The organism is Frateuria sp. GZRR35 (assembly GCF_051900415.1).
Taxonomy (GTDB): Bacteria; Pseudomonadota; Gammaproteobacteria; order Xanthomonadales; family Rhodanobacteraceae; genus Frateuria_A.
The window spans coordinates 59706-77913 of sequence record NZ_JBHZGL010000005.1; the positions used below are offsets into that span (position 1 = coordinate 59706).

Sequence of the window (18208 nt, forward strand, 5' to 3'; positions counted from 1 at the left end):
TCGGCGTACACTATTTCGACGTCCACCCCTTTCAGGGCGCGGGCGCAATCCCCATAGTGGCCGCTCCTCCGAAGCAAGGCATCGCCTGTGTCCATCCCCAGTGCCGTAAAGAGCACCCCGATCGAAAGCCGCCAGCAGCTCACGGACTACCTCGCCGCCGGCGAAAAGCCGCGCGAGGACTGGCGCATCGGCACCGAGCACGAAAAGTTCGGCTTCCGCACGGACGACCTGGCGCCGCCGACGTTCGAGGGCGAGCGCGGCATCCGCGCGCTGCTGGAAGGACTGGCCTCGCGCTACGGCTGGGAGATCGCCCGCGAGGGCGAAACGCCAGTGGCACTCACGCGCGGCAAGGCGAACATCACGCTGGAGCCGGCCGGCCAGCTCGAGCTCTCTGGTGCGCCGGTGGAGAACATCCACCAGACCTGTTGCGAGGTAAACACGCACCTGGAGGAAGTCCGTTCGGTGGCCGACGGGCTCGGACTGGGCTTCCTCGGCATGGGCTTCCAGCCCAAGTGGCGCCGTGACCAGATGCCCTGGATGCCCAAGGGCCGCTACAAGATCATGCGCGAGTACATGCCCAAGGTCGGCAACCTCGGCCTGGACATGATGACCCGCACCTGCACGGTGCAGGTCAACCTGGATTTCTCGTCCGAAGCGGACATGATCAAGAAGTTCCGCGCGAGCCTGGCGCTGCAGCCCATTGCCACCGCGCTGTTCGCCGATTCGCCGTTCACGGAAGGGCGGCCCAACGGCTTCCTCTCCTACCGTTCGCACGTGTGGACCGACACCGACCCACATCGCACCGGCATGCTCGACTTCGTGTTCGAGGAAGGCTTCGGCTACGAGCGCTACGTCGACTACATCCTGGGCGTGCCGATGTACTTCAGCTACCAGGACGGCCGCTACATCGATCTGGCCGGGCAGGATTTCCGACGCTTCCTCGACGGCACGCTCGATGCGGTGCCAGGCACGCGCGCCACGATGAAGGACTGGGCCGACCACCTCACCACCGCCTTCCCCGAGGTGCGCCTGAAGCAGTACCTGGAGATGCGCGGCGCCGATGGCGGCCCATGGAACCGCCTGTGTGCGTTGCCGGCGCTGTGGGTCGGCCTGCTGTACGACGACCAGGCGCTGGATGCGGCCTGGGACCTGGTGAAGGACTTCACCATGGAAGAGCGCCACGCCCTGCGCGACGGCGTGCCCAGGCAGGCGCTCAAGCTGCCCTTCCGTGGCGGCACCGTGCGGGACCTTGCGGCCGAGACGCTGAAGATCGCCGCGCATGGTTTGAAGCGCCGCGCACGACTGAACCGCAACGGTGCCGACGAGAGCATTTTCCTCGACCCGATGATCGAAATCGTCGAGGCGAACCAGACGCCGGCCGAGCGCAAGCTCGAACTGTTCCACGGGCCGTGGGGCGGCAGCGTCGACCCGGTGTTCCGCGAGTTCGCCTATTGAGCGCCCTGCTCCCTCTCCCCTCCGGGGAGAGGGTCGGGGTGAGGGGCCGGGGCTCGCGGGATTGATCGATCGGAGCCACGCTCGGTGGTGGTGTTATCGCAAACGTGCCCCTCATCCCAGCCCTCTCCCCGGAGGGGAGAGGGGGCCAAAGCAGAAGGGCCGGCTTGCGCCGGCCCTTCTTGCTTACTTCTCGTTGCCCTCGGGCGCATCCTTGAGCCCGCGGTCGATCAGCATCGGTTCCACGCTCGGTTCCTTGCCGCGCCAGGCCTTGTACATCTGCGCCAGGTCTTCGGTGTTGCCGCGCGAGAGCACCATTTTGCGGAAGCGGTCGCCGTTGGCGCGGGTCATGCCGCCGTTCTCCTTGAACCACTCGAAGCCGTCGTCGGCCAGCATCTGCGTCCACAGGTAGGCGTAGTAGCCGGCGGCGTAGCCGTTGCCCCAGATGTGCTGGAAGTAGCTGGAGCGATAGCGCGGCGGCACGTAGGACAGGTTGATCTTGTCCTTGGTGAGGACCTCCGTCTCGAACTTGTCCGCGTCCTTCTTCGGCGTGTCGGCCGGCAGCGTGTGCCAGCCCATGTCCAGGAGCGCCGCGGCAACCAGCTCGGTCATGTCGTAGCCACTGTTGAAGTGGCGCGCCTGCTTGATCTTGTCGACCAGCGCCTGCGGCATCGGCTCGTGGGTCTTGTAGTTGATCGCGTAGTGCGCGAACACCTTCGGGTTGGTCGCCCAGTGCTCGTTGAACTGCGAGGGGAACTCGACGAAATCGCGCGCGGTGTTGGCGCCGGACAGCGAGGGGTACTTGGTATCGGCGAACATGCCGTGCAGCGCATGGCCGAACTCGTGGAACATCGTGATCACGTCATCGAACGACAGCAGTGCCGGCTGGCCCGGCGCCGGCTTGGTGAAGTTGGCGACGTTGTAGACCACCGGCTTGGTGCCCAGCAGGGTCGACTCCTCCACCAGGTTGCTCATCCAGGCGCCGCCGCCCTTGTTGTCGCGCTTGAAGTAATCGCAATAGAACAGCGCCATCGAAGTGCCGTCCTTGTCGAACACCTCGAACACGCGCACGTCCGGCTGCCACACCGGGATGTCGTGGCGCTCCTTGAAGGTCAGGCCGTAGAGCTGGTTGGCGGCGTAGAACACGCCGTTCTGCAGCACGTTGTCCAGTTCGAAGTACGGCTTGATCTGGTTCTCGTCCAGGTCGTACTTGGCCTTGCGCACCTGTTCGGCGTAGTGCTGCCAGTCCCATGCGTCGAGCTTGAATCCGGCGTGCTGGCTGTCGATCACGGCCTGGATGTCCTTGGCCTCGCGCTCGGCGCGGCCGGTGGCCGCCGGCACCAGGTTGTGCATGAAGTCCAGCGCGCGCTGGGGCGTCTTGGCCATCTGGTCTTCGAGCTTCCAGGCGGCGAAGGTCGGATAGCCAAGCAGCTTGGCCTGGCTTGCGCGGATCTGCGCGATGCGCTCGATGGTGGCGCGGGTGTCGTTGTCGCCGCCGTGCTCGGCGCGGTCCCAGGAAGCCTTGAACAGCGCCTCGCGGGTGGCGCGATCGTCCAGGTCCTTCAACGCCGGCTGCTGGGTGGTGTTCTGCAGCGTGAGCGTCCACTTGCCGTCGAGGTCGCGGCTCTTGGCCGCCTGCGCGGCGGCGGCCAGGTCGCCCTCGGACAGGCCCTTGAGCTTGGCCGCGTCATCGACGGTCAACGCACCGGCCTTGGTGGCGGCCAGCAGCTTGTTGGTGAACTGCGTGCTGAGGGTGGACTCTTCCTTGTTGAGCTCCTTCAGCTTGGCCTTGTCGGCGGCCGAGAGCTTGGCGCCGTTGTGCACGAAGTCCTTGTAGGTGACTTCGACCAGGCGCAGGGATTCCGGATCGAGGTTCAGCTTGTCGCGCTGGTTGTAGATCGTCTCCACGCGCTGGAACAGCTTGTCGTTGAGGTAGATCGCGTCCTGGTGCGCGGCAAGCTTGGGCGCTTCCTCCTCCTGCACCTTCTGCAGCGCGTCGGAGGTGTTGGCGCCGGTGACCGTGTCGAAGGCGGTCATCGCGCGCTTGAGCAGCGCACCGGACTTCTCCATCGGGATGAAGGTGTTATCGAAGGTCGGCGGCTCGGGGTTGTTGGCGATCTTCTCGATCTCGGCCAGGTGCTGGCGCATGCCTTCTTCGATCGCCGGCTGGTAGTCGCTTTCCTGGATCTTGTCGAACGGCGGCGCCTGGAACGGCAGCGTGCTGGCGGCGAAGAACGGGTTGGCCTGCGCCGTGCTGGCGCTGGCCGCCGGCGCGCTCGCGGTGGGCGCGGGCGTGGCTTGGTTGTCGTTGGACGATTGCGAGCAGGCGGCCATGGCGATCGAAGTGGCGATCACGAGCAGGCGAAGACGAGGCATCGGTATTCCCCAGAAGTGGCGTCCGCGGCGCGGAACGGGTGAGTCAAAGCGTTCGACTCTAACCACACTGGGGCGCGACTTCCAAGGGCCGGAAGTGCCTCGCCGTCGCCTGGGCGCTCAGGCGGCACGCATGTCGCGCAGCTGCCAGTTCGAACCGATCAGCCAGTTGAGCCGCGCCCGCACCACGCGCATCGGCAGATCGGTCACCAGGTCGACGTCCACGTGCAGGTCGGCGACCTTGGCACTGGCGGTGGCCTGCGGGTCGGTCGCGGCCAGGCTCATGTCGACCTCATCGGGGTCCGGCTGCATGGCGCGCCAGCGCTCGAACAGGCCGGTACCTCGCAGCGATTCCTGCAGCGCGGCGGCCAGGTCGTCCGGACTGGAGCCCTGCCAGGCCAGCGCCGGGTCCGCGCCGCGGGCGTGGCGGATGTCGTCGACCGAAAGGTAATAGTGATTGCGGTTGCTCATGCGCACTCCTGCGTTTGGGCTCGGATGAATCGAAGCATGCGTGGCGTGAAGCGGTCGCCACGCGGACGCCCTTTGTAGGAGCGCACCTGTGCGCGACCGCCATGCTGCGCCTCGCGGGACAGCCGGACATGGCGGTCGCGCACAGGTGCGCTCCTACAGGGCCACGGTTCGGTGTTCGAACAACGGCGCAAGTTCCAGCCGCCCCGCGGCCTGGACGGGGTCCAGGCCATAGGGCAGCACGCCCAGGCAGGGCGCGGGCAGCATCTCGCGCAGGGTTTCCAGGTTGTCCTCGACCGCCGCCATGGCCGGATCAATGCGATTGCCGATCCAGCCGGCCAGGCGGCAGCCATCGTCGAGGATCGCCCGCGCGCTCAGCAGCGCATGGTTGAGGCAACCCAGCCGCAGGCCGATCACCAGCACCACCGGCAGGTCCCACTGTCGGGGGATGGCCGAGGCCAGCAAACCAGGCGCGAGCGGCACCATCCATCCGCCCACGCCTTCGACCACCACCATGTCGTGCGCGGCGCGCAGCAGGCCGAAGGCGGCGTGCAACGGCCCCATCGACACCGTCGTTCGTTCCAGGCGCGCGGCCAGGTGCGGCGAGAGCGGCTCACGCAGTGCGACAGGGTTGATCGCGTCGTAGTCGAGCGGACGGCTAGCGGCCGCCTGCAGCGCCAGCGCATCCTCGTTGCGCCGCCCGTCGGGCGTCTCCAGGCAGCCGCTGGCGACCGGCTTCATGCCGCACGTCGCCAGCCCCCGCGCGCGCAGCGCGTGGATCAGCGTGCAGGCGGCGTGGGTCTTGCCGATGCCGGTGTCGGTGCCGGCGACGAACAGCGCGCCGCCTGCGTTCGATAGGTTCTGCATTGCGGTCCTGGAACATCGTGGCGAACCGGACATGTTCCGCGCCGCGGCGGCCACGGGCAAGCAAGGCGGGTTTCAGGCCAGCCCGTGGCGACGGCCAAAGCGCGTGGTGAGCGGGCCGATCAGGTACATCAGCACGTACAGGCAGCCGGGCAGCGACCACAGCACCGGCGGCGCGGACAGCGGCAGCAGCAGCGCCGCCAGCGCCGAGGCCGGGCCCAGCACGGCGGGAACGACGAACATGTCCAGCCGCCCTGCCTCGATGCCCTCGCGCTGTTCGGTCGGGCTCATCGCACGGCCCCCACCGGATGTCGGGCGCATAATACGGGCTTTGCCGACGGAAACGCGCCGATGTTCCACCTCGCCGAAACCACCTACGCCAGCAAGCGCGAACACTACGCAGACCTGGCCAGCCAGGCGCGCGGCCTGCTCGCCGACGAGCGCGACCTGATCGCCAACGCGGCCAACTTCAGCGCGCTGGTGTTCAACAGCCTGCCCGACCTCAACTGGTCCGGTTTCTACCTGTTCGACGGCACCGAGCTGGTGGTCGGCCCGTTCCAGGGCAAGCCGGCCTGCGTGCGCATCGCGCTGGACCGCGGTGTGTGCGGCGCCGCCGCACGCACGCGCGAAATCCAGCTGGTGCACGACGTCAACGCGTTCGAAGGCCACATCGCCTGCGATGCGGCCTCGCAGTCGGAAATCGTGGTGCCGCTGGTCAAGCCGGACGGCTCGCTGCTGGGCGTGTGGGATGTCGACAGCCCCCTCGTGGGTCGTTTCGACGAGGACGACCGCGAAGGCATGGCGGCGCTGTGCGCAGTGTTCATGGAATCGCTGGGCTGATTGACCATTGCCTCCCGTAGGAGCGCACCTGTGCGCGACCGGGATGCATGGCGGTCGCGCACAGGTGCGCTCCTACAGGAGGACGCATTAGCCGCGCGGCGTGCGCAGTAGCGCCAGCACCGCCTCGCGCGCCGGTTCCACGCCGGTACCGTCGGCCGAGGAGAACACCTGCGCGCTGGCCTGTACCCCGTCGCCGAAACCCTTGCGCACCGCCGCCAACGCCTGCATGGCCTGGTTGCGCGAGAGCTTGTCCGCCTTGGTCAGCAGCAGATGGCAGGGCAGGTTCGTCTCGAAGCAGAACTGCAGCATCATCCGGTCGAATTCCTTCAGCGGATGGCGGATGTCGGCGATCAGCACCACGCCGCGCAGGCTGCGGCGGCGGTGCAGGTAGGCGTCGATCTCCTGCTTCCAGTGCGCGCGCAGCTCCTCCGGCACCTTGGCGTAGCCGTAGCCGGGCAGGTCGATCAGGCGCGCTTCCAGCGGCGTCTCGCCTCCGTCCTGTGCAAGCGGCGGCAGCGAGAACGCGACCATCTGCTGCGTGCGTCCGGGCGTCTTGGAGGTGCGCGCCAGGCCCTTGTGCCCGGTCAACGCGTTGAGCGCGCTGGACTTGCCGGCATTGGAGCGCCCGGCGAAGGCCACTTCGGCGCCCTCGTCGGCGGGCAATTGGCTGATGCGGTGGGCGGCCAGCACGAACTGCGCGCCGTTGAGCGGATTGGGCATGGGAACGGTTTGACCGGAATGCGGTGGCGCGGGGATAATTCGGCGGTTTCTGCCTGCCGCAGGCCATGTTGGCAGCGGTCCACGGCGGATTGAGCCGTCTTTCGGGAGACAAGTGTATGAGTTTTCGGTCCGCCGGTTTCCGGCCCGCTGCCCTCGGCGGCATGATCGCCCTGGTGTTCGCGCTGTCTGCCAGCGTGGTCGTGGCGCAGGACGCCAAGCCCGCGGAAGCTGCGCCGGCCAGTGCCACCACTGCCGCGCAGAAGAGCTCGGCCGGTGCGCCCGGCGTCGACGCGCTGCCCTCGGCACCCGCCGACAGCGGCAAGCAGGCGAGCGCCGCGCCATCGGCCGCCGCCTCCGCCGCCCAGCCGGCCGCGCCGGCCGAAGTCGCCGCCGTGGCCAAGCCCGGTGATGCGGCTGCCGGTCAGGGCAAGGCTGCCGCCTGCGGCGCCTGCCATGGCATGGACGGCAACTCCACCGACGCGCAGTACCCGAAGCTCGCCGGCCAGCACGAGTCCTACATCGTCCGCCAGCTGACCCACTTCAAGGCGGGTCAGCGCCAGAACCCGATCATGATGGGCATGGCCGCGCCGCTGTCCGAGCAGGACATGCACGACCTGGGCGCCTACTTCGCCACCAAGCAGTCGCTGCCGGGCGTGGCCGACGCCGCGCTGGTGCAGCAGGGCGAGACGCTGTTCCGCCAGGGCGACGTCGAGCGCGGCATCCCCGCCTGCATGGCGTGCCACAGCATCGACGGCCGCGGCAACCCGGGTGCGGCCTATCCGCAGCTGACCAGCCAGCACGCGCAGTACGTCGAGAAGACCCTCAAGTCCTGGCGCGACGGCACCACCTGGGGCGACGACGCGCAGGCCAAGATCATGCCGGCGATCGCCAAGAAGCTTGACGACAAGGACATCGCGGCCCTGTCCAGCTACGTCGAAGGCCTGCATGTGAACGACGCGGCGGGCCCCAACAAGCCGGCCACGCCCTGATCGATCCCACACGCCGGCCTCCGCCGGCGTGTCCGTTTTCAGCCCCGGGATGCCGCCGGCATCCCGACCAAGCTCCGAGGTCCCCATGCTCAAGCGCCTGCCGATCCTGTGTGCCGCCCTGCTCGCCCTCGCCGCCTGCAGCCATGACAGCGACACCGGCAGCGCGCCCGCATCGCCGACCCCGAGCAGCACCACGGCCGCCGCGCCCGCGGCCAACACCGCGCCGGCCGCGAGCAGCGCCCCGGCTCCCGCCGCCAGCGCACCGGCAAACGTCGCCACCGCCGCCGCCTCGGGCACGCCCACGCCCACCGCTCCGCCGGCCGCGCCGTTCGTCGACAACGGCAAGTGGGTCGAGGGCAAGAACTACTTCCGCATCGAGCCGGCCCAGCCCAAGGCCACCTCCACCGACAAAATCGAGGTGACCGAGGTGTTCTCCTACGGCTGCCCGGCCTGCAACCAGTTCCACCCGGTGGTCAGCCAGCTCGCCGCGAGCCTGCCTTCCGACGCCGTGATGGCCTATCTCCCGGCCTCGTTCATCCCGCAGGAAAACTGGCCGATGCTGCAGCGCGCCTACTTCACCGCCAAGGCGCTGGGCGTAGCCGACAAGTGCAACGACGCCATGTACGACGCGGTGTGGAAGAGCGGCGAGCTGTCGGCCATGAACCAGGCGGGCAACGGCCTGAAGCCGCATGACGCGCTGCCGACCATCGCCGACGCCGCCAAGGTCTACGCAAAGTGCGGCGCCGATCCGAAGGAATTCGTGGCGGTCGCCAACTCCTTCAGCATCAACACGCAGATGAAGCGCGCCGACGACCTGATCAAGGCCTACGGCGTCACCGGCACGCCGACGCTGATCGTCAACGGCAAGTACCGCTTCGACGTCGGCGACGCCGGCGGCTACCCGCAGACTATCGAGCTGGCCAACTGGCTGGTGTCGAAGGAAGCGGCCGGGAAGTAATTTCCGTCACGGCAGGACCACCGCAGCGCACGTCCGGGCGATGTCTTTCGCCCGCAGCGGCCCGGCGCCTGCGGCCGTGAAACTCGCTGCTGCGATCCGCGGTCCAAGGTCGCGTTTCCGCGCACGGGTTCTTCGCCGGGTCGGCGCAGAGGTGGTTCAATGCGCGGGATCCGCGCGGCACGCGCCGCACGCTATCCATTCCTCGGAGACTTCCATGATCAAGCACTTCGCCCGCCTGCGTCTGCTGACTCTGCTCGGCGGCCTGCTGCTGGCCAGCGCCTGCACCGCGTCACCCGAGACGCCCGCGCCCTTCACCGAGGGCGACCAGTACGTGACGCTGCCCGCACCGCACGAGCGCCTGAGCCCCGCGGGCAAGGTCGAAGTGGTGGAGGTGTTCTCCTACGGCTGCGTGCACTGCGCGCATTTCGCGCCGACCGCCGAGGAGCTGCGCAAGTCGCTGCCCAAGGGCGTCGAGTTCAAGCTGCTGCCGGCGCCCTTCAACGACGCCTGGATGCCGTTCGCCCGCGCCTATTACGCGGCCCGGCAACTGGGCGTGGTCGACCGCACTCACCTGTCCCTGTTCGAGGCCAAGTTCGAGGACCACTACCCAATCAACACGCTCGACGAGCTGGCCGACTTCTACGCACGCCAGGGCGTGGACCGCGCGAAGTTCCTCCAGATCGCCAACTCCGACGCCGCGACCGCGCAAATGAAGAAGGATTTCGACCTGCTGCAGAAGTGGCAGATCGACGGCACCCCGACCATCGTGGTGGACGGCAAGTACCGCAGCGCCCACGTGAAGACGCTGGACGAACTGGTCAAGCTCACCCGCTGGCTGGTCGATCGCGAACTGGCCGGCAACTAACCAGGCGCGCCTCGCGTTCACACAGGGGGGGCGATGCTGCTGCCGTGACCGTTGTCCCTGATCGCTGGCCAGCGGCGAAATCGAACGGCTTCGATTTCGCTGCGCCACGCCAGGGTGAACGGTGCAAGCAATGACCGCCCACCAAGCCCTTCCCTATTCGCCTCGATGACCAGCGCCGCCAAAGCCCTCCCCGACAAGGCTCCCGCCGAACGCCGCCTGCGCCTGCTCAGCTGCAACATCCTGGCCGGCGCCAGCGTGCAGCGTTACAGCGAATACGTCACCCGCAGCATCAATGCGGTGCTGCCCGGCCGCAGCAAGCTGGACAACCTCGACCGCCTGGCCGAGGTGCTGCCGCAATTCGATGTGATCGGCCTGCAGGAGGCCGACGCCGGCAGCCTGCGTTCGGGTTTTCTCAACCAGACCCGCTACCTGGCCGAGGCGTCCGGCCTGCCGTTCTGGAGCCACCAGCCGAACCGGCCGATGGCGCGCCTGGCGCATTCGGCCAATGGCCTGATCAGCCGGATGGAGCCGCATAGCGTCTACGACTACCCGCTGCCCAGCCGCATTCCCGGCCGCGGCGCGCTGCTGGTGCGCTACGGCGCCGAGGCCGAGGCGCTCACCGTGATGATCGCCCATCTTTCGCTGTCGGCGCAGGCGCGCGCGCGCCAGCTCGCCTTCATCGCCGAGGTCCTCCACGGCTACCCCAACGTGGTGCTGATGGGCGACCTCAATACCGAGGCGCACAGCGCCGAGATGCGCCACCTGTTCGCGCGCTGCAGCCTGCAGCCGCCCGAGCAGCCCACGCCGACCTTCCCCAGCTGGAAGCCGCGGCGGGCGCTGGATCACATCCTGTTGTCCGAGTCGCTCACGCTCGAACGCGTCTGGGCCCTGCCGCAGGCGTTTTCCGACCACCTGCCGCTGGCGGCGGAGATCCGCCTGGCCGCCCCACTGGCGCCACGCGCCCACCGGTTGCGCCGATGAGCCGCACGCTGCGCCTGGTCCTGCCCTGGTTCACCCTCGCGCTGGTCGCGCTCGCCGCCTCCGCGGTGCGCTATGGCGTGATCGAGCCACCGGCGGTGGCCAACCTGTGCACCGTCGGCGGAGGCCCGGCCTGGTGCGCCTGGCGCGAATGGGCGGTACTGGGCTTCCTTAGCTACACCTACGGTTACGCGGCGCTTACCGCGGCCTTCATCGCGCTGTTCTGGCGCCATCCGCTGGCCGCGTGGCTGGCCGCCGCGCTGGGCGTGGCCGCACTGGTGCTGTACTGCTTCGAGGCCGGCGCGTTCGCGCTGCTGGTCGGCGCGCTACGCCTGCTGCGGGCCCAGGCGGATGGCCTGCCACCACGCCGCCAGCACCGGCACGGCGAGGGCGAGGTTCAGCCCCAGCCATAGCCAGGCGGTGAGATTGAGACCCACCTCCTGCACCACCACCAGCGTTCCCAGCGCCGGCAGCAGCACGGCCAGCAGGCGGTGCTCCAGCGGCGGACGCGCCGGCTGCGGATCGAGCCAGCCGGCCAGCGCGTAACCCACGCACGGCAGCGCGAACAGCCCGAGCGGGAAGTCGCGGTACCGACCATCGAACACCAGCAGCAGGTCGTACCAGGCCATGGCGAATAGCCAGCCCAGCGACAGCCACGCCGGTGCCCACGGCACGGCCTCCCGTCCGGCCAGGCGACGCACGACGCCGCGCGCGAGCCAGAACGCCGTCGCCAGCGCAGCCACGCAGGCGGCGATGGACGCGCCCCACTCGAGCAGGTCGCGGCAGGCGAAGATCATCTGCCGACCCTGCCAGGCCAGTGCGGCACCGCTGGCGAAGCCGGCCAGCAGCAAGCCGCCCGCAGCGCGCTTGTTGCGCGGCACGCCGGCAATGCCGAACAGCGCCGCACCCGCCGCGCCGGCAATCCAGCCCCACCACCAGCGCGGCTCTTCCACCACCGGTCCGGTCATCGGAAATTTCGGCCGCGCGTCCACGTCAAAGATGCCCCAGTAGCCACCGACCGTGCCTTCCTGCATGCGTTTCCACGGCTGGTCGAAGGCCTCGATCACGTTGTAGGGCATGTGCACCTTGGCGGCGTAGTCGAGGAACTCGCGCAGGTAGCGCGCCTCGTTCACCACCGTGGCGCGCGCGGCGCGGCGCGGGCGGCCGGCGCTGGGCCAGCCGGTTTCGCCGATCATCACCCGCTTGCCGGGGAATGCGCGCTGCATCTGCGCATACACCTGCGCCACGTGGCGCACGGCGTGCTCCGGCGGCACCGGCTCGTCTTCCCAGTACGGCAGGATGTGGATGGTCAGATAGTCGACCGCCTGCGCCATCTGCGGGTAGCGCAGCCAGAACTCCCACACGTCGGCGTAGGTCACCGGCACCGAGGCCGGGATCGCCGCACGCACCTGTCGCACGTAGCCGGCCAGCGTCTGCGGCGCGAGCTCGCCGCGCAGCAGCACCTCGTTGCCGACGATCACCCCGCGCAGCACGTCGGCGTTCGCGTTGGCCGTGGCGATGCCCGTGGCGATTTCCTGCGCGTTCGCCGCCGGGTCGCGGCCGAGCCAGATGCCCATCAGCACCTGCATGCCGTAGCGCCGGGCGATCGACGGCACCGCCGCCAGGCCCTGCCCCTGCGAGTAGGTACGCACGCAGTCGAAGCGCTGCGACAGCGCGCGCAGGTCCGCATCGATGCGCTCGGGGCTGATGAAGGTGCTCGGGTCGTACGGCGTTTCGCCCGGGCGCCGGTACGGCGCATACGACACGCAGGCGATGCGCGAGGAGGGCGCATCCGGCAGCGCCACGGGCCGGCCCATCCACCACCAGCCGAGCACGCCGGCCAGGGCTGCCAGCACGAGCGCGGCCCACGCGGGCCAGTGCGGGCGGGAACGAAGCGACGGCGTGGCGGACATGGATTCCTGCGGCGGGCAAAAACGCCAGCTTATCAAGCGTGCGTCTGGATGCCGGCGATTAACGCTGCGCTTACCGCGGATTACTACACTTGTGACGATGACCCCGAACACCTCCCCGGCCGCCCGCGCGCGGCGTCCCTTGTCGCACCTCCTGTTCGCCCTCGCCGCCTGGTGTTTCCTCGCGCCGACGGTACATGCCGCGCCCTCGCTGGCCGAGCAGCGCCTCGCCTTCAGGCAGGCCTGGGCGGTGGCCCAGCAGGGCGGCGACGGCTGGCGCAGCTGGGCCAAGGAGCTGGCCGATTACCCGTTGTATCCCTATCTGGAAGAAGCTGCGCTCGAGCACGACGTGGACACGCTCGACCGCGCCACGGTCGCCGACTACATCAAGCGTTACCCCAACCTGCTGCCCGCTGCCGACCTGCGCCGCGCCTGGTTGCGCAGCCAGGCGCGCCAGCAGCACTGGGACGATTTCCTGGCGCTGTACCAGAGCGGCCTCGGCGATGCGCTGGCCTGCGACGCGCTGCAGGCCAGACTGGCGCAGGGCGGCACGCTCGACTTCGAGCGCGACCTGGCCGCGTTGTGGAACAGCCCCAGCCTGCCCAACACCTGCGATCCGGTGCTCGACGCCGCGCACGATGCCGGCCTGCTCACCAGCGCGCGCCTGTGGGCACGTATCGATCGCGCGATCGACGCGGGCCAGGGCGGCACCATCGCGGCGCTGGCCGGCTGGCTGCCGGGCGAGGAAGGCAAGGCCGCCGCGCGACTGGCGCAAGCCTTGCGCGACCCGGCCGCCGCCGTCGCCGATGCAACCCAGTGGCCCGACACGCCGCGCCACCGCCAGGCGGCCGCGCTGGCGCTCAAGCGCCTGGCCCGGCGCGACACCGACGCGGCCGACGCCGGCTGGAAACGCCTGGCGCCTCGCTTCAGCTTCACCCCCGCCCAGCGCGATGGCGTGCGCTACGCGCTGGCGCTGTTCCACGCCACCGACTTCGACGAGCACGCGCTGGTCCGCCTGGCCAGCCTGCCCGCCGACGTGCAGACCGACACCAGCCGCGAATGGCGCGCGCGCGTCGCGCTCGCACGACAGGACTGGCCGGCCGTGCTGGCCGCGATCGACGCCATGCCCGCCGGCCAGCAGGACGAGGACGAGTGGCGCTACTTCCGCGCCCGCGCACTGGCCGCCACCGGCCAGGCCGACCAGGCCGGCACGCTCTACGCGAAGCTCGCACAGGAGCCGACCTACTACGGTTTCCTCGCCGCCGACCGCGTGCAGGACGACTACGCGATCTGCCCGCTGGACCCGCCGGACGATGCCCAGCGCGAACAGGCGCTGCTGGACAAGCCCGGGCTGCAGCGCGCCTTCGAACTGTTCGCCGTGGACCTGCCGCAACTCGCGCGCCGCGAATGGTCGCGCGCGCTCGGGGATGCCGACGCCACCACGCTGCGCATCGCCGCGCGGCTGGCCTACGAGCGTGGCTGGTACGACCGCGCGGTGTTCACCTACTCCAGCGGCGATGCGCTGCGCTACTACGACCAGCGCTTCCCGCTGGCCAGCCAGGATGGCGTGGTGCCGCAGGCGCAGCAGGCCGGCATCGACCCGTCTTGGGCCTACGCGATCGCGCGCGCCGAGAGCGCCTGGATGAGCGACGCGCACTCCGGCGCCGACGCGCGCGGCCTGATGCAGCTGGTGCCGGCCACCGCCGCGCAGGTGGCGAAAAAGAACGGGTTGGCCTGGCAGGGCGGCCAGTCGCTGTACGACCCGGCGGTCAACATCATGCTCGGCACGCGCTACCTGGCGCAGATGGCCGCCCGTTTCAGCGGCGCGCCGTGGCTGGCCAGCGCCGCCTACAACGCCGGTCCGAACAAGGTCGACCAGTGGCTCGGCGAACGCGGCAACTTGCCGCCGGACCTGTTCGTGGCGACCATTCCCTACCATGAGACCCGCGACTACGTGGCCCGCGTGATGGCCTTCGCCGTGATCTACGACTGGCGCCTCTCCGGCAAGGCCCTGCCGCTGGCCTCGCGGATGCCGGCGATCGGGCAGCCTTACAGCCTTCCGGACGTCCATACGCCACGCAAGGACGTGACCTGTCCCACCGCGCCGGCCAGCGCGGTCGCGACCGCCGGCGCCACCCGCTGACATGCGCCGCTACCTGGTCGGCGGTGCGGTGCGCGACCGGCTGCTGGGCCGTCCGGTGGTCGACCACGACCACGTGGTGGTGGGCGCCACGCCACAGGAGATGCTCGCCCAGGGGTTCAGGCCGGTCGGCAAGGACTTCCCGGTGTTCCTGCATCCGGATACCGGCGAGGAGTACGCGCTGGCGCGCACCGAGCGCAAGACCGGCCACGGCTACCACGGCTTCGCCTTCCACGCCGATCCCGGCGTGACGCTGGAGGCGGACCTCGCGCGGCGCGACCTCACGATCAACGCCATCGCGCAGGACGAGTCGGGCGCGCTGGTCGATCCGTTCGACGGCCAGCGCGATATCGAAGCGCGCGTGCTGCGGCATGTGTCGCCGGCGTTCGTGGAGGACCCGGTGCGGCTCTTGCGCGTGGCCCGCTTCGCGGCGCGTTTCGCACCGCTGGGTTTCCGCGTGGCCGAGGAAACCATGGCGCTGATGCGCACGATGGTGGCCGACGGCGAAGTCGACCACCTGGTGCCCGAACGGGTGTGGGCCGAAACCCGGCGCGCGCTGGCCGAACCGCAACCGTCCACCTTCCTGCGCGTGCTGCGCGAAGCTGGCGCGCTGGCGGTGCTGTTTCCGGAAGTCGACGCGCTCTACGGCGTGCCGCAGCGGCCCGAGTACCACCCCGAGGTCGACACCGGCGTGCACCTGGAACTGGTGCTGGACATGGCCGCGCGCCTGGCCCCCGGCGACGACCTGGTCGGCTTCTGCGCGCTGTGCCACGACCTGGGCAAGGCATGCACGCCGGCGGACGTGCTGCCCAGCCACATCGGGCACGAACATGCCGGCGTGGCACCGCTGCGCGCTTTGGCCGCGCGGCTGAAGGTGCCGGCCGAGCACGCTGCGCTGGCCGAACTGGTCTGCCGCGAGCATCTCAATGCGCACCGGGCCCTGGAGCTCAAACCGGCAACCGTGCTACGGCTGCTGACCAGGCTCGACGCCCTGCGCCGCCCGCAGCGGCTGGAGACGTTCCTCGTCGTGTGCGAGGCAGACAAGCGCGGGCGGCTGGGGCGCGCGGAGGCGGCCTATCCGCAGGCGGGATTCCTGCGCGCGACGCGCGACGCGGCTGCGTCGGTCAATGCGGCCGAATTCATTGCCCGCGGGCTGAGCGGACCGGCGATCGGCGAGGCGATGGACAAGGCGCGCGTGGCGGCCATCGCAGCCGTCCCGAAACCCACCACAGACTGAGCGTCCTGCCTCCCCTCCAGGTCAGGGAGCAGGGGCTTCCCGTCCACACGGTCCCCAAAACCACCGCCCGCGAAACACCGCCCGCGAACCACCGCAAACCAGGCCTCCTCTCCCCTTCAGAGAGAGGGCTGGGGTGAGGAGCCAAGGCTTGCGGGAAGCGGCGGGTGATGTGCGCATGCTCTTGTTCGATAACCGCAAGCGCCCTCTCCCCGTGGGGAGAAGGCACCTGGAGTTCCCGCTGGCGGGCCTCCTAAGCACCGGCCAAGCGCCGCCGTGTATAAAGTCACGTTGCCATCCAGTCCGACCCAGGGGTCGTCATGTCCTTGTCCGCCACGCCCGACCAACCGCTGCGCCGGCGTTTCCGCCCGCTGTGGTGGCTCGCTGCCACCTATCTGCTGATCGGCGCTGCGACCCGCATCGTGCTGCTGGCGATGACCGGCCCCGGCGTACCGCACAACCCGCTGTACTGGCTTTACGCCTTCGGCATCGGCGCCTGCTACGACCTGGTCACGCTGCTCTACGTGGCCTGGCCGCTGGTGCTGTTCCTGTGGCTGGTGCCACGGCGCGCCTACGTGTCGCGCGCGGGACAGTGGGCGCTCTACCTGCTGGCGCTGCTGCTGATGTACTGGCTGCTGTTCGTGGCCGCCTCGGAGTTCGTGTTCTGGGGCGAATTCGGCGTGCGCTTCAACTTCATCGCGGTCGATTACCTGGTCTACACCACCGAGGTGATCGGCAACATCCGCGAGTCCTACCCGATCGGCCTGTGGATGGGCCTGATCGGCCTGCTGGCGCTGGCGATCGTCTGGTCCAGCCGCCGCTGGCTGCGCACGGCCGACCCGGGCAGCCGTTTCCTGGGCCGCGGCAAGGTGGTGCTGGGCTGGCTGGTGCTCACCATCCTTTCGGTGCTGGTCGTCAACGGCGGCATGAAGGACCGCACCGACAACACTTACGTCAACGAACTGGCCGGCAACGGCATCTACCAGTTCTTCAACGCCTTCCGCAGCAGCCACCTGGACTACTCGCGCTTCTACCGCACGCTGCCCGACCAGGCCGCGTTCGAGCGCGTGCGCAAGGGACTGAAGACCCCCGACGCCACCTACGTCAGCAACGACCCCTACGATCTCACCCGCGCGATCCGCAACCCCGGCCCGGAGCAGCATCTCAACGTCGTGCTGATCAGCGTGGAAAGCCTGTCGGCCGACTTCCTCAAGACCTTCGGCGCCAGCCACGGGCAGATCACCCCGCACCTGGATGCGCTGGCCGGCAACAGCCTTTTCTTCGACAACGTCTACGCCAACGGCACGCGCACGGTGCGCGGGTTGGAGGCGCTGTCGCTGTCGATCCCGCCGACCCCGGGCGACTCGGTGATCAAGATGCACCACAACGAGAACCTGTTCTCGCTGGCGGACATCTTCAACGATCGCGGCTACGTGTCGGAGTTCGTCTACGGCGGCTACGGCTACTTCGACAACATGAACTATTTCTTCGGCCACAACGGATACATCCCGGTGGACCGCAAGGACATCCCCAAGGACGCCACCATCCACAGCGAAAACGTGTGGGGCGTGGCCGACGAGGACCTGTACACGCTGGCGCTGGGCCAGATGGACAGGATCCACGGCCAGGGCAAGCCGTTCTTCCTGCACATCATGACGACGAGCAACCATCGGCCGTTCACCTTCCCGGCCGGACGGGTGAAGGAGCGCAACGGCACGCGCGAGGGCGCGGTGGCCTATACCGACTGGTCGATCGCCGACTTCATCGAGCGGGCGCGCAAGAAGCCATATTTCGACGACACCGTGTTCGTGATCACCGCCGACCATGATTCGTCCAGCGCCGGCAAGACCAGCCTGCCGGTGAACCGCTACCACATCCCGCTGTGGATCTACGCGCCCGCACACGTCGCGCCCAGGCGAGTGGAGCGGTTCATGAGCCAGATCGACATCGCGCCCACGCTGCTGGGATTGCTGCACTTCAGCTACCGCAGCCGCTTCTTCGGCTACGACATCTTCCAGCTGCCGCCGGGGCGTGAGCGGGCCTTCCCCGCCACCTACGAGAAGCTCGGCTACCTGCACCAGGGGCTGCTGACGATCCTGGAGCCGCAGAAGAAGCTGGAACAACTGCGGCCGGACTTCGAAACCGGCGATGCGTCACCGGCGCATCCGCGCGATCCGGAAGACATCGACGATGCGACCGCGTACTACCAGGTCGCCGCCGAACTGTTCAAACAGGGCAAGCTGGTGCGCCGGCCCGAGGACAGGACGCCGGTGCAGCCGGCACCGGCAAGCAGTTCGACCTCGCCTTGAACAGCTCCCTCTCCCCTGCGGGGAGAGGGTTGGGGTGAGGGGCCGGGGCTCGCCTGGAGCTCTCAGCGGCTCAGGACATGAGTTACCACAGCCTAGCCTGTCTTCCCG

At 69.1% G+C, this 18208-nt stretch carries 16 protein-coding genes; 10 read left to right on the forward strand and 6 right to left on the reverse strand.

The genetic code is table 11. The features are described 5' to 3' along the window. Positions 1–87: 87 nt before the first annotated feature. On the forward strand, positions 88–1455 hold the full coding sequence (locus ACFWZ3_RS07760; protein ID WP_439707164.1) for a glutamate--cysteine ligase: 1368 nt from the start codon (positions 88–90) through the stop codon (positions 1453–1455). Between the two features lie 183 nt (positions 1456–1638). Here ACFWZ3_RS07760 and dcp read toward each other — a convergent pair whose 3' ends face one another. The 4 genes from dcp to ACFWZ3_RS07780 form a co-directional block, all read right to left on the reverse strand. Beyond that, the gene (gene dcp / locus ACFWZ3_RS07765; protein WP_439707165.1) at positions 1639–3828 is read right to left on the reverse strand and encodes a peptidyl-dipeptidase Dcp; all 2190 of its coding nucleotides are present in this window, start codon (positions 3826–3828) and stop codon (positions 1639–1641) included. 117 nt (positions 3829–3945) lie between these two features. Beyond that, positions 3946–4296, reverse strand: a complete 351-nt coding sequence (locus tag ACFWZ3_RS07770; RefSeq protein ID WP_439707166.1) for a hypothetical protein — start codon at positions 4294–4296, stop codon at positions 3946–3948. A 153-nt stretch (positions 4297–4449) separates the two neighbouring features. Beyond that, entirely contained in the window at positions 4450–5160 is a 711-nt protein-coding gene (bioD, locus tag ACFWZ3_RS07775; RefSeq protein ID WP_439707167.1) for a dethiobiotin synthase, read from the reverse strand. A gap of 72 nt (positions 5161–5232) precedes the next feature. Continuing rightward, positions 5233–5448 (reverse strand): hypothetical protein, encoded by a 216-nt coding sequence (locus ACFWZ3_RS07780; protein ID WP_439707168.1) that lies wholly within the window; start codon positions 5446–5448, stop codon positions 5233–5235. A gap of 60 nt (positions 5449–5508) precedes the next feature. On the opposite strand from ACFWZ3_RS07780, the gene ACFWZ3_RS07785 reads away from it, so the two are divergent. Beyond that, the gene (locus ACFWZ3_RS07785; protein WP_439707169.1) at positions 5509–5997 is read left to right on the forward strand and encodes a GAF domain-containing protein; all 489 of its coding nucleotides are present in this window, start codon (positions 5509–5511) and stop codon (positions 5995–5997) included. Between the two features lie 87 nt (positions 5998–6084). Here ACFWZ3_RS07785 and yihA read toward each other — a convergent pair whose 3' ends face one another. Further along, positions 6085–6717, reverse strand: coding sequence for a ribosome biogenesis GTP-binding protein YihA/YsxC (yihA, locus tag ACFWZ3_RS07790; RefSeq protein WP_439707170.1), 633 nt, complete (start codon positions 6715–6717; stop codon positions 6085–6087). A 116-nt stretch (positions 6718–6833) separates the two neighbouring features. Here yihA and ACFWZ3_RS07795 point away from each other — a divergent pair, with 116 nt between their 5' ends. The 5 genes from ACFWZ3_RS07795 (at position 6834) to ACFWZ3_RS07815 (ending at position 10920) form a co-directional block, all read left to right on the forward strand. After that, positions 6834–7706: a c-type cytochrome gene (locus tag ACFWZ3_RS07795; RefSeq protein ID WP_439707171.1), complete on the forward strand. Its 873-nt coding sequence runs from the start codon at positions 6834–6836 to the stop codon at positions 7704–7706. Positions 7707–7791: 85 nt separating this feature from the next. Further along, the gene (locus tag ACFWZ3_RS07800) at positions 7792–8664 is read left to right on the forward strand and encodes a thiol:disulfide interchange protein DsbA/DsbL (protein WP_439707172.1); all 873 of its coding nucleotides are present in this window, start codon (positions 7792–7794) and stop codon (positions 8662–8664) included. A 214-nt stretch (positions 8665–8878) separates the two neighbouring features. Beyond that, complete coding sequence (locus ACFWZ3_RS07805) at positions 8879–9529, forward strand: thiol:disulfide interchange protein DsbA/DsbL (RefSeq protein ID WP_439707173.1); 651 nt, start codon at positions 8879–8881, stop codon at positions 9527–9529. A gap of 165 nt (positions 9530–9694) precedes the next feature. Next, positions 9695–10510: an endonuclease/exonuclease/phosphatase family protein gene (locus ACFWZ3_RS07810; RefSeq protein WP_439707174.1), complete on the forward strand. Its 816-nt coding sequence runs from the start codon at positions 9695–9697 to the stop codon at positions 10508–10510. After that, on the forward strand, positions 10507–10920 hold the full coding sequence (locus ACFWZ3_RS07815; protein ID WP_439707175.1) for a hypothetical protein: 414 nt from the start codon (positions 10507–10509) through the stop codon (positions 10918–10920). The genes ACFWZ3_RS07810 and ACFWZ3_RS07815 overlap by 4 nt, the downstream gene beginning before the upstream one ends. Here the strand turns inward: ACFWZ3_RS07815 and ACFWZ3_RS07820 are convergent. After that, a complete protein-coding gene (locus tag ACFWZ3_RS07820) occupies positions 10834–12420 on the reverse strand; it encodes a glycoside hydrolase family 17 (protein WP_439707176.1) in 1587 nt (528 codons plus the stop codon). The genes ACFWZ3_RS07815 and ACFWZ3_RS07820 overlap by 87 nt on opposite strands. A gap of 97 nt (positions 12421–12517) precedes the next feature. Between ACFWZ3_RS07820 and ACFWZ3_RS07825 the strand changes: the two genes are divergently transcribed. From ACFWZ3_RS07825 to ACFWZ3_RS07835, 3 genes are all read left to right on the forward strand, one after another. Beyond that, complete coding sequence (locus tag ACFWZ3_RS07825) at positions 12518–14560, forward strand: transglycosylase SLT domain-containing protein (RefSeq protein WP_439707177.1); 2043 nt, start codon at positions 12518–12520, stop codon at positions 14558–14560. 1 nt (position 14561) lies between these two features. Then, positions 14562–15794, forward strand: coding sequence for a multifunctional CCA addition/repair protein (locus ACFWZ3_RS07830; protein ID WP_439707178.1), 1233 nt, complete (start codon positions 14562–14564; stop codon positions 15792–15794). Between the two features lie 317 nt (positions 15795–16111). Further along, positions 16112–18100: an LTA synthase family protein gene (locus ACFWZ3_RS07835; RefSeq protein ID WP_439707179.1), complete on the forward strand. Its 1989-nt coding sequence runs from the start codon at positions 16112–16114 to the stop codon at positions 18098–18100. Positions 18101–18208: the final 108 nt, after the last annotated feature.